Annotated in this window: 12 protein-coding genes and 1 tRNA gene; all 13 read left to right on the top strand. The window is 63.4% G+C overall.

Annotated elements, in window-relative coordinates; genetic code table 11:
- The first annotated feature begins 49 nt into the window (after nt 1–49).
- The 13 genes from ACEN2S_RS13380 to ACEN2S_RS13320 all read left to right on the top strand — a co-directional run bounded on the left by ACEN2S_RS13380 (nt 50) and on the right by ACEN2S_RS13320 (nt 14,236).
- Nucleotides 50–613 (top strand): hypothetical protein, encoded by a 564-nt coding sequence (locus tag ACEN2S_RS13380; RefSeq protein WP_441866661.1) that lies wholly within the window; start codon nt 50–52, stop codon nt 611–613.
- 91 nt (nt 614–704) lie between these two features.
- Nucleotides 705–781 (top strand) — tRNA-Arg (locus ACEN2S_RS13375).
- 105 nt (nt 782–886) lie between these two features.
- Nucleotides 887–1,645 (top strand): HAD family hydrolase, encoded by a 759-nt coding sequence (locus tag ACEN2S_RS13370; RefSeq protein ID WP_441866660.1) that lies wholly within the window; start codon nt 887–889, stop codon nt 1,643–1,645.
- Complete coding sequence (locus ACEN2S_RS13365) at nt 1,642–2,598, top strand: sugar-binding transcriptional regulator (RefSeq protein WP_441866659.1); 957 nt, start codon at nt 1,642–1,644, stop codon at nt 2,596–2,598. The genes ACEN2S_RS13370 and ACEN2S_RS13365 overlap by 4 nt, the downstream gene beginning before the upstream one ends.
- Nucleotides 2,599–2,824: 226 nt before the next feature.
- Nucleotides 2,825–4,138: an ABC transporter substrate-binding protein gene (locus ACEN2S_RS13360; protein ID WP_441866658.1), complete on the top strand. Its 1,314-nt coding sequence runs from the start codon at nt 2,825–2,827 to the stop codon at nt 4,136–4,138.
- A gap of 224 nt (nt 4,139–4,362) precedes the next feature.
- Complete coding sequence (locus tag ACEN2S_RS13355) at nt 4,363–5,235, top strand: carbohydrate ABC transporter permease (protein ID WP_441866657.1); 873 nt, start codon at nt 4,363–4,365, stop codon at nt 5,233–5,235.
- 3 nt (nt 5,236–5,238) lie between these two features.
- Nucleotides 5,239–6,069, top strand: coding sequence for a carbohydrate ABC transporter permease (locus tag ACEN2S_RS13350; RefSeq protein ID WP_441866656.1), 831 nt, complete (start codon nt 5,239–5,241; stop codon nt 6,067–6,069).
- Between the two features lie 9 nt (nt 6,070–6,078).
- On the top strand, nt 6,079–7,077 hold the full coding sequence (locus tag ACEN2S_RS13345) for an ABC transporter ATP-binding protein (protein WP_441866655.1): 999 nt from the start codon (nt 6,079–6,081) through the stop codon (nt 7,075–7,077).
- Nucleotides 7,077–7,844: an L-iditol 2-dehydrogenase gene (locus tag ACEN2S_RS13340; RefSeq protein WP_441866654.1), complete on the top strand. Its 768-nt coding sequence runs from the start codon at nt 7,077–7,079 to the stop codon at nt 7,842–7,844. The genes ACEN2S_RS13345 and ACEN2S_RS13340 overlap by 1 nt, the downstream gene beginning before the upstream one ends.
- Nucleotide 7,845: 1 nt before the next feature.
- Complete coding sequence (locus ACEN2S_RS13335; protein WP_441866653.1) at nt 7,846–9,318, top strand: mannitol dehydrogenase family protein; 1,473 nt, start codon at nt 7,846–7,848, stop codon at nt 9,316–9,318.
- Between the two features lie 155 nt (nt 9,319–9,473).
- Nucleotides 9,474–12,329 carry a monovalent cation/H+ antiporter subunit A gene (locus ACEN2S_RS13330; RefSeq protein WP_441866652.1) on the top strand — a complete coding sequence of 952 codons (2,856 nt, stop codon included), beginning with the start codon at nt 9,474–9,476 and terminating at the stop codon, nt 12,327–12,329.
- Nucleotides 12,330–12,332: 3 nt separating this feature from the next.
- The gene (locus ACEN2S_RS13325; protein WP_441866651.1) at nt 12,333–12,716 is read left to right on the top strand and encodes a Na+/H+ antiporter subunit C; all 384 of its coding nucleotides are present in this window, start codon (nt 12,333–12,335) and stop codon (nt 12,714–12,716) included.
- The gene (locus ACEN2S_RS13320; RefSeq protein WP_441866650.1) at nt 12,713–14,236 is read left to right on the top strand and encodes a monovalent cation/H+ antiporter subunit D; all 1,524 of its coding nucleotides are present in this window, start codon (nt 12,713–12,715) and stop codon (nt 14,234–14,236) included. The genes ACEN2S_RS13325 and ACEN2S_RS13320 overlap by 4 nt, the downstream gene beginning before the upstream one ends.
- Nucleotides 14,237–14,238 lie beyond the last annotated feature (2 nt).

The following is a 14,238-nucleotide window of genomic DNA, read 5'->3' as shown; positions in this document are numbered from 1 at the left end:
TTCCCCGCTGAGCCGTAGTAGCTTGTCTGAGGGGTTCTGGGGGCAAAAAATGAATGTGCGCAGTTGGATCATCCCGATCGGGATCGGCGCCGTGTCTCTGCTTTTGATAACCGGCATCCAGCTGGCGTTTCGGGTTGATAACCCGGTGGGGCGCGGGCTGCATATGGTGGCGGGTGCCTGGCTGGTGGCCGCGGGCATCATATTGATGCTGTCGCGTGCGGCCGTGCTGCGTCCCTATCTCGAGGGGCGGTTTGCCGTCTGGGCGATGGCGCTGAGTGCCGGGCTTTTGGGGCTGACCGCGCTACCGCTCTTGCCGCTGATGCCGCCACCGGCACCGCCGGGCATGGCGGCCCCCGTGCTGCCGCTGGGCGCAGTGCCGCCGCAACTGCTCGTCGGCGGTGAAGACCTGCCGCCGCCCGGGATCGACGGGCTGAGCAGCACCAGAATCGGTCAGCTCGCGCTGATGGCGGGGCTGAGAGATGACGAGCTTCTGAGCCGTCTGAGCGCGAGCGGATATCAGAATGTGACCATTGATCAGACGATTGCCTTCGTGGCCCACGGCGATGTTGCCCGCGAAAGGCGCATCGTGCAGATCGCCTTCGGGTCTCAGTGACGGTTTTTTCACGAAAAATGCATCCGGCTGCAAAAAGTTTGTTTTTTGCTCTTGCTCTGCCCGGCGGGCAGGGCTAAACGGCCCCCACGGCGCACCCGTAGCTCAGCTGGATAGAGCATCAGACTACGAATCTGAGGGTCAGGAGTTCGAATCTCTTCGGGTGCACCACTTCCCCTTCTTCTGCGACAGATGACGTGACATGGCGGCGCAACAGCCCTGCCTCCGGGGAAATTGTCTGCTTGCAGGATGCCCGATTCCGCCTCAAATGAGCAGATGGAACCCAAACTCATCATCTTTGACTGCGACGGCGTGCTGATCGACAGCGAAATCATCAGTGCCAAAATGCTGGTGGCTGAGCTGGCGCCGCTGGGCGTGCATATCGACCTCGATTATATCGGCGCGCATTTTCTGGGCCGCAGTTATCCCGTGGTCATGCAACAGATCCGGCAGGAATTTGGCGTGACCTTGCCGGTGGATTTCGAGGATCGCTACCGAGAGCGGCTGCTCGCGGCCTTTGAACGTGGGCTGAAGGTTATTCCCCATGTGACGGCGGTGCTGGAGACGTTGACCGCGACGGGCCGGAACTGGTGCGTTGCCACCTCCTCAAGCCCCAAACGTGCGGAACTGTCGCTGCGGATTGCCGGGCTTGATCATCTGGTTGCCGGGCGGCTCTATACCTCCAGCCTGGTGGCACGCGGCAAACCGGCGCCGGACCTTTTCTTGCACGCAGCGGCGGCGCGCGGCGTCGCACCGGAGGCGTGTCTGGTCATCGAGGACAGTCTCAACGGGGTCCGGGCTGGCCGGGCCGCGGGTATGCGGGTCTGGCGGTTCATCGGGGGCAGCCATCTGGCCGACAAGCAGCTGCACGAACCCGACGATGCCCTGCCCGAGCGCAGATTCGCATCCTTTGACGATTTCACGCAGCGCATCGGCGCAACGGCGGAAGGGGGCGCAGGGGCGACCGCAGAGACGACCGGAGCGACGACCGGAGGGACGACCGCAGCGCCGTGCTGCGGAAAGGAGGAGCTATGAGCCGGTTTGACGCCGAAATCTCACCTTTGGACGAGGCGGCCCGTGCGGGCTGGCTCTACTACATTGGCGGGATGACGCAGGATCAGATTGCCACCAATCTCGGCGTCTCCCGCCAGCGGGCGCAGCGTCTGGTGGCGCGCGCAATGGCCGAAGGCCTGATCCGCGTGCGGCTGGATCACAAGATCGGTGCCTGTCTCAGGCTGGAGGATGAGCTGAGCCGCCGCTTTGGCCTGACCGAATGCCGGGTGGCACCGGCGATGGGGGCGTCAGTGGATCCGGCGCGCTCGATCGCGGTGACGGCGGCGGAGGTGTTTGAACAATTCCTCGCGCAGCCCGAACCGATGGTGATCGGTGTGGGGACCGGCCGTGCCTTGCGGGCGATGGCCGATGAGTTGCAGCCGATGAGCGGCACCCGCCACCGCTTTGTGTCCTTGATCGGCAACATCGCCTCGGATGGCTCGGCCAGCTTTTATGACGTGATTCTGAAAGTGGCGGAAAAGCTGCAATCCGCACATTATCCGATGCCGGTGCCGGTTATTTCCGACAGCATCGCCGAGCGGGAGGCGTTTCACGCGCTCAAGCCCGTGCAGGCGGTTCTGGCCCTGGCGCGCGGGGCAGGGGCATTGATGGTTGGCGTGGGGCAGATGGGGGCGGATGCGCCGCTGCTGAAAGACGGGTTTATCACCGCGGCCGAAATGGCCGAAGCGCGCGCCATGGGCGCGGTGGGCGAGGTGGTGGGCAATATCTTTGACGCCGAAGGCTGCTATCTGAAAAATGAGATCACTGCCCGTATGGGCGGCGTCCGGATTGAGCCGGGATTGCCGCGCCCTGCCGTCGGTATTGCCGGTGGCGCCAGCAAGGTGCCCGCCATTCTGGGGGCATTGCGGGGCCGAATCATCAACGGCCTGATCACGGATGAGACGACCGCTGAGGCGCTGTTGGCGCAATCCTGACTCCGCCGGCTTCTGCCGCGGCGCAGCAATTCAAGTGGTTTCGCAAGGGCCCCGGCGTGTTCGGGGCCCTTTGTGCTTTTGGCGGGCAGGGAGCGGGGCTGCCGCCCGAAAAGAGGGCGATTTTCGGTGCCGCAGAACGCAAATTCAGCGTTGACAGATTTCGATTGTCGGGTGAGTATTTACTCAGCTAGTGGGCATATGCTCAAACGGCAAATGGGAGGACTACATGAAATTCACGCTCCGCGCGCTCATGGGCGCGTGCGCTGTTGCTGCGCTTTCCAGTGCGGCGATGGCCGAAACCACGATCACCGTTGCCACCGTGAACAACGGCGACATGGTGCGTATGCAAGGCCTGATGGATGCTTTCTACGCCAAGCACCCCGACATCAAAGTTGAGTGGGTGACGCTGGAAGAGAACATCCTGCGTCAGAAAGTCACCACCGACATCGCCACCAAGGGCGGCCAGTTCGACGTGATGACCATCGGCACCTACGAAGCGCCGATCTGGGGCAAGCAAGGCTGGCTGGTCTCGCTGAACGATCTGCCCGCGGAATATGACGTTGATGACCTGCTGCCCGCGATCCGTGGCGGCCTGACGGTGGATGGCAATCTCTATGCCGCGCCGTTCTATGGCGAATCCTCGATGGTCATGTACCGCAAGGATCTGATGGAAAAAGCCGGTCTGACCATGTCGGACGCGCCGACCTGGACCGAGATCAAGGCGGCGGCCGCGGCGATGACCGACAAGGCCAATGAAGTCTACGGCATCTGTCTGCGCGGCAAGGCGGGCTGGGGCGAGAACATGGCCTTCCTCTCGGCCATGGCCAACTCCTATGGCGCCAAATGGTTCGACATGGACTGGAATCCGCAGTTCGACGGCGAAGCCTGGAAAGCCACGCTCACCGATTATCTGGACCTGATGAACAACTACGGTCCTCCGGGCGCCTCGAACAACGGGTTCAACGAAAACCTGGCGCTGTTCCAGCAGGGCAAATGCGGCATGTGGATCGACGCCACCGTGGCGGCCTCCTTCGTGACCAACCCGAAAGACTCGACCGTGGCCGACAAGGTCGGTTTCGCCCTCGCGCCGGACAATGGTCTGGGCAAGCGCGGCAACTGGCTCTGGGCCTGGAACCTGGCCATCCCGGCAGGCTCGCAAAAGGTCGATGCGGCGAAGGCCTTCGTCGAATGGGCGACTTCGAAAGACTATATCGCGCTCGTGGCCGAGAAAGAGGGCTGGCCGAACGTCCCGCCGGGCACCCGGACCTCGCTCTATGAGAACCCCGAGTACCAGAAGGTACCGTTCGCGCAAATGACGCTGGAAAGCATCAATGCGGCCGACCCGGTGCACCCGACCGTCGACGAAGTGCCTTATGTTGGCGTGCAGTTCGTGGCGATCCCGGAGTTCCAAGGCATCGGTACCGCCGTGGGTCAGCAATTCTCGGCGGCACTGGCCGGGACCACCTCGATCGACGACGCGCTGGCCAATGCGCAGGATCTGACCGTGCGTGAAATGACCAAGGCGGGTTACCTGAAGTAATCAGGTTCCACCTTGTGACGGGGGCGGGCCCGGTGCCGGCCCCCGTTTTCCATCCCGCGCCCGGCGCGTGCATTTTCTGCCCGCGCTGCGCCCTCTGCCGATCTCAGGTCTGGTTGTCCCGCTGTTCTGCCTGGCTCAGTCAGTCTGACCTGACACGGTCCGCCCCAAGGTCGCCGCCCCCGGGCCCGTCTTTTCCGGTCCTTAATCCTTCACGAGGTTCCCCAATGGCCACTTCAGCTTCCCGCATCGCGGGGCGTCTGATGATCTCGCCCGCGGTCGTCTTGCTGTTCTTGTGGATGATCGTGCCCTTGGCGATGACCATCTGGTTCTCGCTTCAGCACTATAATCTGCTTCAGCCCGGCACCGAGCGTTTCGTCGGTCTGCTCAATTACCGCTATTTCCTCTCTGATCCCGCGTTCAGCGATGCGCTGGTGAACACCTTGCTGCTGGTGGGCGGGGTGCTGGTCATCACCATCTTTGGCGGCATGTTGCTGGCGATCCTCCTGGATCAGCCGATGTGGGGGCAGGGGATCGTCCGGGTGCTGGTGATCGCGCCGTTCTTCGTCATGCCCACCGTCTCGGCGCTGGTCTGGAAGAACATGTTCATGAACCCGGTGAACGGCCTTTTCGCCTTCGCGGCGAAAGCGTTGGGGATGCAGCCCTATGATTTTCTCAGCCAGTCGCCGCTGGCCTCGATCATTCTGATCGTGGCCTGGCAATGGCTGCCCTTCGCCACGCTGATTCTGCTGACCGCGCTGCAAAGCCTCGACAGTGAACAGCTGGAAGCCGCCGAGATGGACGGCGCCGGTGTCCTGTCGCGCTTTCGCTACATCATGCTGCCGCATCTGGCGCGCGCCTCCACCGTGGTCATCCTGATCCAGACCATCTTCCTGCTGTCGACCTTTGCCGAAATTCTGGTGACCACCAATGGCGGTCCGGGCACGGCATCCACCAACCTGACCTACCTCGTCTACATGCAGTCCTTGCTGCAATACGACGTCGGCGGCGGCTCGGCGGGCGGCATTGTCGCGGTGGTTCTGGCCAATATCGTTGCGATCTTCCTGATGCGGATGATCGGCAAGAATCTGGAGAGCTGAGCCATGGCACGTGCTGTTTCCCCCCGCCGCAAGGCCGCCTTCACCGCGCTCGCCTGGGCCATCGGGATCGTGATCTTCTTCCCGATCCTCTGGACGATCCTGACCAGTTTCAAATCCGAGGGCGATGCCATCGCCAGCCCGCCGAAATTCCTGTTCTTCCACTGGACGCTGGAAAACTATGTGACGGTGCAGGCGCGCTCGGACTATTTCCGGCATTTCTGGAACTCGGTGGTGATTTCGGGCGGCTCGACCATCCTGGCGCTGGTCATCGCCATCCCCGCCGCCTGGGCCATGGCCTTTGTGCCGGGCCCGCGCACCAAAGACGTGCTGATGTGGATGCTCTCGACCAAGATGATGCCCGCCGTGGGTGTCTTGGTGCCGATCTACCTGTTGTTCCGCGATCTGGGGCTGCTCGATACCCGCAGCGGGCTGGTGGTGGTGCTGGCGCTGATGAACCTGCCGATCGTGGTCTGGATGCTCTACACCTATTTCAAGGAGATCCCCGGCGAGATCCTGGAGGCCGCGCGCATGGACGGTGCCGGGCTGAAAGCCGAGATCCTCTATGTGCTGACGCCAATGGCCGTGCCGGGCATCGCCTCGACCCTTCTGTTGAACATCATCCTCGCCTGGAACGAAGCCTTCTGGACGCTGAACCTGACGGCCGCGAAAGCCGCGCCGCTCACGGCCTTCATCGCCAGCTATTCCAGCCCCGAGGGCCTCTTTTACGCGAAACTTTCGGCGGCCTCGACGCTCGCCATCGCGCCGATCCTGATTCTCGGGTGGTTCTCCCAGAAACAATTGGTGCGTGGCCTGACCTTCGGCGCGGTGAAATAAGGAAAGATCATGGGACAGATTGAACTCAAAGGCGTCACGAAACGCTTTGGTGAAGCCGAGGTGATCCCGCCGCTGGACCTCACGATCAATGACGGCGAATTCGTGGTCTTTGTCGGCCCCTCGGGCTGCGGCAAATCCACCCTGCTGCGGCTGATTGCCGGGCTTGAGGATACCTCGGCCGGCCGGATCGAGATTGACGGTGTCGATGCAACCGGGCTGGAGCCTGCCAAGCGTGGTCTGGCGATGGTGTTCCAGAGCTATGCGCTCTATCCGCATATGTCGGTGCGCAAGAACATCGCCTTCCCGCTGAAAATGGCGGGTCTGCCGCAGGCCGAGATTGACGCCAAGGTGAACGGCGCGGCGGAAGTGCTGAACCTGACCAGCTATCTGGAGCGGCGTCCGGGCCAGCTTTCGGGCGGGCAGCGGCAGCGGGTGGCCATTGGCCGCGCCATCGTGCGCAGCCCCGGCGCCTTCCTCTTTGACGAGCCTTTGTCGAACCTGGATGCGGCGCTGCGGGTGAACATGCGGCTGGAGATTTCCGAGCTGCATCAGACGCTGAAGACCACGATGATCTATGTGACGCACGACCAGGTCGAGGCGATGACCATGGCCGACAAGATCGTCGTCCTGCAGGCCGGGCGGATTGAGCAGGTGGGCAGCCCGCTGGAGCTCTACCGCACCCCGCGCAACCGCTTTGTGGCGGGCTTTATCGGCAGCCCGAAGATGAACTTCATCGGCGGCGCCGAAGCGGCGAAACACGGCGCGCATGAAATCGGCATCCGTCCCGAGCACACGGCGGTTTCCGCGACCGAGGGGCTCTGGCAGGGCAAGGTCAGCGTCTCCGAGCACCTGGGGTCGGACACGTTCCTGCATGTGAGCACCGAGCATGGTCTGCTCAACGTCCGCACCAGCGGCGAGGTCTCGTTCCACCATGGCGACACCGTCTATCTGACGCCGGATATGGCGAATCTGCACCGCTTTGGTGCCGATGGGCTGGCGGTGCGCTGATGCGGCTTCAGGGGAAAATCGCGCTGATCACCGGCGCCGCGCGCGGCATCGGCCTGACCTTTGCCAAGGCCTATGCGGCCGAAGGCGCGCAGGTCATTCTGGGCGATATCAATCTGGCGGCGGCTGAAGCTTCGGCCGCCAGCATCGGGGCAGGGGCCCGTGCGCTGCGCCTCGATGTCACCTCGCAAGAGAGCCTCGACGCGGCCTTTGCCGAGATTGCCGCCACCGGCGGCATCGACATCCTGATCAACAATGCGGCGCTGTTTGACGCGGCCCCGATCGCCGAGATAACCCGGCAAAGCTATGATCGGCTGTTTTCGGTGAATGTGGCGGGCACGTTGTTCACCATGCAGGCGGCGGCAAAGCTGATGATCGCCCAAGGGCGCGGCGGCAAGATCATCAACATGGCCAGCCAGGCCGGGCGCCGGGGCGAAAGTCTGGTGGCGGTGTACTGCGCCACCAAGGCGGCGGTGATCAGCCTGACGCAAAGCGCGGGGCTAAACCTGATCCCCTACGGCATCAATGTGAATGCCATCGCGCCCGGCGTGGTTGATGGTGAGCATTGGGACGGCGTCGATGCGCTCTTTGCCAAATACGAGAACCGCGCCCCCGGCGAGAAGAAAAAGCTGGTGGGCGAGGCGGTTCCCTTTGGCCGCATGGGCCGGGCCGAGGATCTGACCGGGATGGCCATTTTCCTCGCTTCGCCCGAGGCCGATTACATCGTTGCCCAGACGTATAACGTCGACGGCGGAAACTGGATGAGCTGACATGAAAATCTCGAATGCCACGCTGGGCGACCTGCCCGCGAATGTCGCCCGCCCGCACTATGACCGCGCCGCTTTGACCCCCGGCATCGTCCATGTCGGCTGCGGCAATTTCCACCGCGCGCATATGGCGGTCTATCTCGATGACCTGTTCAATCTGGGCGAGGGGCATGACTGGGCCCTGCTCGGGGCCGGGGTGCGCGAGGGCGACGCCAAGATGCGCAGCGCGCTGGAAGCGCAGGACTGGATGTCGAGCGTGACCGAGCTGGAGCCGGGCAATCACAGCGCCCGGATCATCGGTGCGATGGCGGGCTTTGTGCCGGTTGAGGCGGGAAACGCCAGCCTGATCAAGGCGATGTCCGACCCCGCGATTCGCATCGTCAGCCTGACGGTGACCGAGGGCGGCTATTATATCGACCCCAAAACCGGCACCTTCAGCCCCTCGCATCCCGATATTGCCAAGGATGCGGCCAACCCTGCAACGCCCGATACGGTGTTTGGCGCCATCGTGGCGGCGCTGGGCGCGCGGCGCGGCGCGGGGGTGGCCCCCTTCACCGTCATGTGTTGTGACAACGTGCCGCACAATGGCCGCGTCACCCGCGATGCGGTGGTCGGGCTGGCCCGTCTGATCGACGCCGAGCTGGCGGAATGGATCATGTCAAATGTCGCTTTTCCGAATTCGATGGTGGACCGGATCACCCCCGCCACCGGCCCGCGAGAGCGCGCGATGGCGGCGGCATTCGGGCTGGAGGATGCCTCTCCCGTCACCTGCGAACCGTTCCGCCAATGGGTGATGGAGGACCATTTTCCGACCGGGCGTCCGGCGCTGGAAAAGGTCGGTGTGACCTTCACCCCGCATGTCGACAAGTTCGAGACGATGAAGATCCGCATCCTGAATGGCGGCCATGCGATCATCGCCTATCCGGGCGGTTTGCTGGACATTCACTTCGTGCATGAGGCGATGGAACACCCGCTGATCCGGGCCTTCCTCGACAAGGTGGAGACCACCGAAGTCCTGCCGATCGTGCCGGAGGTTCCGGGGCAAGATCTGAATGATTACAAAGCCTTGATCATCAACCGCTTTGCCAATCCAGAGGTGGCCGATACCGTGCGCCGCCTCTGCCTTGATGGCTCGAACCGGCAGCCGAAATTCATCATCCCCTCCATCCGCGATCAGCGCGCGGCGGGCGGTGCGGCAGAGGGGTTGATCCTGCTCTCCGCGCTTTGGTGCCGCTATTGCGAGGGCACGACCGACAGCGGTGCGGTGACCGAAGCCAATGACCCGAACTGGGAGATGTTGCAGGCCCGTGCCCGCCGCGCCAAGGCCGATCCGGCCGAATGGTTGGCGATGGCCGAGGTCTACGGCGATCTCGGTCAGGATGCCCATGTGGCGGCCCGGTTTGCCTATTGGCTGGACCGGATCTGGGCCGAGGGCACCACGGCGGCTCTGACCGCCTATCTCGGCGACGATTTCTGAGCTCCCTCGTTGCGTAACGAGTATCTTGCGACCCGAAAGCCCCGGCTTTCGGGTCGCTTTCGCTTGACAGTCGGGGGGGGGTAAATCAGTTAAAGAGCACTTCGCGCCCAAGGCCCTCGCCCCTCATAACGACCCTAAGAACGGACCCGTTGCCGATGACGCCAGCCCTTATCGTCGCTCTACCCTTCCTGGGAGCCCTGTTGCCGGGTCTTTTGATCCGCGCCGGGCGCAATGTGGCGGCGCTTGCCGCGGGCTGTACCACAGCGCTGGCCCTGTTGGGGTTGCTCCTGCATCTGCCCGTCGTGATGGCGGGCGGCACGGTGAGCGCCCGGTTCGACTGGTTGCCGCAGCTGGGCCTGAACGCCAATTTCCGCATCGACGGTCTGGGCATGCTCTTTGCCACGATGATCCTTGGCATCGGCCTTTTGATCATCATCTACGCGCGGTTCTATCTGGCCAAGAACGACCCGGTGGGCCAGTTCTACACCTATCTGCTGCTGTTTCAGGGCGCGATGGTGGGCATTGTCCTGTCGGATAATATCCTGCTCTTGCTGGTGTTCTGGGAGCTGACCTCGCTCTCCTCCTTCCTGCTGATCGGCTATTGGAAACATCTGCCCGAGGGGCGGCAGGGCGCGCGGATGGCGCTGACGGTGACCGGCATGGGCGGTCTGGCGATGATCGCGGGGATGCTGATTCTGGGCGGTATTGCCGGCAGCTATGACATTTCCGAGATCCTGCAGCACAAAGAGGCGATTCAGGCCTCGCCCTATTACCTGCCCGCGCTGATCCTGATCCTTTTGGGCGCTTTCACAAAATCGGCACAGTTTCCGTTCCACTTCTGGCTGCCGCATGCAATGGCGGCGCCCACCCCGGTTTCGGCCTATCTGCATTCGGCCACCATGGTGAAGGCGGGGCTGTTCCTGATGGCGCGGCTCTGGCCGGTGCTCTCGGGCACGCCGGAATGGTTTTACATCGTGGCGACCGTGGGCCTTGTGACCATGCTGATCGGTGCCAAGATCGCGCTGTTCAAGGATGACCTGAAATCCCTGCTGGCCTTTTCCACCGTCTCGCATCTGGGCCTGATCACGCTGCTTCTGGGGCTGGGCACCGAGGCCGGGGCGGTGGCGGCGGTGTTTCACATCATCAACCATGCCACGTTCAAGGCGGCATTGTTCATGAGCGCCGGGATCATCGACCATGAGGTCGGCAGCCGCGACCTGAAATACATCGGTGGCCTGCGCAAGCTGATGCCGATCACCTTCGTGATCGCCACGCTGGCGGCGCTGTCGATGGCGGGGATTCCGCTGCTGAACGGGTTCCTGTCGAAAGAGATGATGCTCGAAGAGGTGTCGCACACCGCTTGGGCGGGCAACCCCTGGATTGTCTCGCTGCTGGCGACCATCGCGGCGCTCTTCTCGGCGGCCTATTCCTTCCGCTTCATCTCGCACAGTTTCTTTGGGCCGCAGCGCACGGATTACCCGAACAAGCCGCATGATCCGGGCTTTGGCCTCTGGGGCGCGCCCGCCTTCCTCGTGGTGCTGGTGGTGCTGATCGGTCTGATGCCGATGACCTTTGGCGCGCCCTTCGTCGATATGGCGGCGGGGGCGGTCACCGGCAATGCGGTGCACGCGCATATCAAACTCTGGCACGGGCTGACCCCGGCGCTTCTGATGTCGGTGATTGCGGTGCTCGGCGGTCTGGCCCTCGTGCTCAGCCATGCGCCGCTGAACCGCCTGTGGGAGGCAACGCCGCGTCCCGAGGCGAAACGCATCTTTGACGCGCTGATGTCCGCCGTGAGCCGCGTTGCGCAGGATCTGACGAACACGCTGCACAATGGCGCGATGACCCGCTATCTGCTGATCTTCTCGATCACCACGGTTGCCGCCGGGATCTGGGCCTTCATGGGCGGACAACTTGGTGAACCGACGCGGGCGATGATGCCGATCAGCATCATTCCGCTTCTTGGCTGGGTGATGCTGATTGCCGCCACCGGTTGCATGGTCGCCTTCCACCGCAACCGCCTGCTGGCGCTGGTGCTGATCGGCATTGTCGGGCTGATCGTTTCGGTGGCTTTCGTCTATTTCTCGGCCCCCGACCTCGCGCTCACCCAGATTTCGGTCGAGGTGGTGACGGTGGTCCTGTTGCTTCTGGCGCTGAACTTCCTGCCGAAAAAGACCATTGTGGAAAGCCACCGCTCCAAGCGGCTGTTTGACATGGCCGTGGCCTCGGTTTGCGGCATTGGCATCGGCGGGCTGATCTATGCGCTGATGCGCCGCGATTTCGCCTTCCCCTCGATTTCCGAGTATCACCTTGCCAACAGCTATACCGGCGGCGGTGGTCATAACGTCGTCAACGTGATCCTTGTCGACTTCCGGGGCTATGATACCTACGGCGAGATCATCGTTCTGGGCATTGCCGCGCTGGCGATTTTCGCGCTGACCGAGGTGTTGATGAACGGCGAGGGGCTGCGCAAGCTGATCGCCTGGAAACCGGACCAGAACCGCGCGGGCGACAAACATCCGCTGATGCTGGTGGTGGTGACCCGTATGATGATGCCGGTGGCGCTGACCGTGGGGCTGTTCATCTTCCTGCGCGGGCACAACGCGCCGGGGGGCGGTTTCATCGCCGGTCTGGTCGTCGCGATCGCATTGGTCATGCAATACATGGCCTCGGGCTTTGCCTGGACACAGGAGCGGCTGCGCGTCTACTACCACGTGCTGATCGGTCTTGGGGTGATCACGGCGGGGATCACCGGCCTCGGCGCCTGGTTTGCGGACCGTCCTTTCCTGACCTCGGCCTTTGGCTATTTCAAAATCCCGGGGCTGGAAAAGTTTGAGCTGGCCACCGCAATGGGCTTTGACACCGGCGTTTTCCTGACGGTGATCGGTGCGGTGATGCTCTCGCTCGCCTCGCTCTCGCGTCTGGCGCGGCGGGCAGGCTCGTCGGGCGAGGATGACAGCACCGGGGCGACCGGGATCAATCCCGTCGTGACCCCGAAAGTGGAGGGCTGAGCCATGGAACTTCTGGTGGCAAGCGCCGTGGCGGCGATGACGGCGGCAGGGGTCTATCTGATCCTGCGGCTGCGGGTGTTTCCGGTCATTCTCGGCACCGCAATGCTCTCTTATGCGGTGAACATTTTCCTCTTCGCCGCGGGTCGGCTGGTGGTCAACATGCCGCCGATTCTGGATGACGCGGCCAAGGGGTACACCGATCCGGTGCCGCAGGCGCTGGTGCTGACCGCCATCGTGATCTCGTTCGGGATGACGGCGGTTGTGGTGATGATGTCGCTGGGCTCGTTCATTCTGGCCGGACATGACCGTATCGACATGACGCCCGAGGCGGATCAGGCGGCAGAGCGTGCCGCCAAACGCGACGCCGAGCGGGAGGGCCGCGCATGAACCACTGGATCATTGCCCCCGTCGTGCTGCCGGCCGTGCTGGCGCCGATCATCGTGCTGTGGATGCGGCATGACATCATCCTGCAGCGGGTGTTTTCGGTGCTGGGCACGCTGGCGCTGCTGGCCATTGCGATTTTCCTCTGCATCCTCGCCTCGGATGGTCACGTTGAGGTCTACAAGCTTGGCAATTGGGAGGCGCCCTTCGGCATCGTGCTGGTGCTGGACCGGCTGGCGGCGCTGATGGTGCTGATCACCGCGCTGCTGGCGCTGGCGGTGGTGCTTTATGCCATCGGCTCGGGCTGGGACGCCAAAGGCTGGCACTTCCACTCGCTGCTGCAATTCCAGCTGATGGGCATTTGCGGCGCCTTTCTGACCGGCGATGCCTTCAACCTCTTCGTCTTCTTCGAGGTGCTGCTGATCGCCTCTTACGGTCTGATGATCCATGGCGGTGGCCAGAACCGGCTGCGGGCGGGCGTGCAATATGTCGTCTATAACCTCGCGGGCTCCTGCCTGTTCCTGTTCGCGCTGGGCACGATCTACTCGGTGACCGGCACGCTGAACATGGCGGATCTGGCGGTGAAAATCGCGCAGATCCCGGCGGGCGAGACGGGGCTTTTGCGGGTGGGCATCGTGCTCTTGCTGATGGTCTTTGCGATCAAGGCGGCGCTGGTGCCGTTCCAGTTCTGGCTGCCGGGCACCTATGTCAACGCGCCGGGGCCGGTGGCGGCGCTGTTTGCGGTGATGACCAAGGTCGGTATCTACGCGATCCTGCGGATGGGCACGCTGGCCGTGGGACCCGAGAGCACGCTCGGCTCTCTCTCCACCGATCTCTTGCAACCCGCCGCGCTGATCACGCTGGTGATCGGCATGGTGGGGGTGCTGGGCGCCAGGGATATGGGCCGCACGGTGGCCTTTTCGGTGATCGGCTCGGTCGGCACGATGATGCTCGCCTTCGCGCAATTCACCGAGGCGGCCACCGGGGCCGGGCTCTACTATATGGTCCATTCCACCTTTGCCGCCGCCGCGCTGTTCCTGATTGTCGATCTGGTGCGCGCGCGCCGGGGGGCCACCGAATTGGCGCTGGTGCCCGCCGCCCCGATCGTGAATCACGGTCTGCTGGCCGCCATGTTCTTTGCCGGGGCCATCGCCATGGCGGGGATGCCGCCGCTGTCGGGCTTTATTGGCAAACTTCTGATCATGGATGCACTGCGGCCCTCGCCCGAGGTCTGGATCTACTGGGCGGCGATCCTCGTCACCTCGCTGATCGCCATCATGGGCTTTGGTCTCTCGGGCAGCATGGTGTTCTGGAAATCTTATGAGGTTGAGGGCGCGGCCGAGGCCGAGGCGCTGGAGCCCGCCCCCTCGCAGGCGCTGGCGATCACCGCGGCCATGGCGCTGCTGGGCGTGTTGGTGGTGCTGACGCTGGGCGCCGGTCCGATCAGCGCCTGGCTGCGTGAGACGGCGGCACAGATCCATGCACCGGGCGCCTATATTGCCGCCGTGCTCGGCGTGGCCGGATAGGG

This window comes from Phaeovulum sp. W22_SRMD_FR3 (assembly GCF_052113705.1).
Lineage (GTDB): Bacteria > Pseudomonadota > Alphaproteobacteria > Rhodobacterales > Rhodobacteraceae > JBGQOG01.
This window is presented reverse-complemented; position numbering and strand designations above follow the sequence as displayed.

Bases quoted from the DNA above. Each gene is read 5' to 3' on its own strand.
- ACEN2S_RS13355 (WP_441866657.1), top strand. From the start codon at position 4,363: ATGGCCACTTCAGCTTCCCGCATCGCGGGGCGTCTGATGATCTCGCCC.
- ACEN2S_RS13360 (WP_441866658.1), top strand. From the start codon at position 2,825: ATGAAATTCACGCTCCGCGCGCTCATGGGCGCGTGCGCTGTTGCTGCG.
- ACEN2S_RS13335 (WP_441866653.1), top strand. From the start codon at position 7,846: ATGAAAATCTCGAATGCCACGCTGGGCGACCTGCCCGCGAATGTCGCC.
- ACEN2S_RS13370 (WP_441866660.1), top strand. From the start codon at position 887: ATGGAACCCAAACTCATCATCTTTGACTGCGACGGCGTGCTGATCGAC.
- ACEN2S_RS13350 (WP_441866656.1), top strand. From the start codon at position 5,239: ATGGCACGTGCTGTTTCCCCCCGCCGCAAGGCCGCCTTCACCGCGCTC.
- ACEN2S_RS13365 (WP_441866659.1), top strand. From the start codon at position 1,642: ATGAGCCGGTTTGACGCCGAAATCTCACCTTTGGACGAGGCGGCCCGT.
- ACEN2S_RS13340 (WP_441866654.1), top strand. From the start codon at position 7,077: ATGCGGCTTCAGGGGAAAATCGCGCTGATCACCGGCGCCGCGCGCGGC.
- ACEN2S_RS13320 (WP_441866650.1), top strand. From the start codon at position 12,713: ATGAACCACTGGATCATTGCCCCCGTCGTGCTGCCGGCCGTGCTGGCG.
- ACEN2S_RS13345 (WP_441866655.1), top strand. From the start codon at position 6,079: ATGGGACAGATTGAACTCAAAGGCGTCACGAAACGCTTTGGTGAAGCC.
- ACEN2S_RS13380 (WP_441866661.1), top strand. From the start codon at position 50: ATGAATGTGCGCAGTTGGATCATCCCGATCGGGATCGGCGCCGTGTCT.
- ACEN2S_RS13325 (WP_441866651.1), top strand. From the start codon at position 12,333: ATGGAACTTCTGGTGGCAAGCGCCGTGGCGGCGATGACGGCGGCAGGG.
- ACEN2S_RS13330 (WP_441866652.1), top strand. From the start codon at position 9,474: ATGACGCCAGCCCTTATCGTCGCTCTACCCTTCCTGGGAGCCCTGTTG.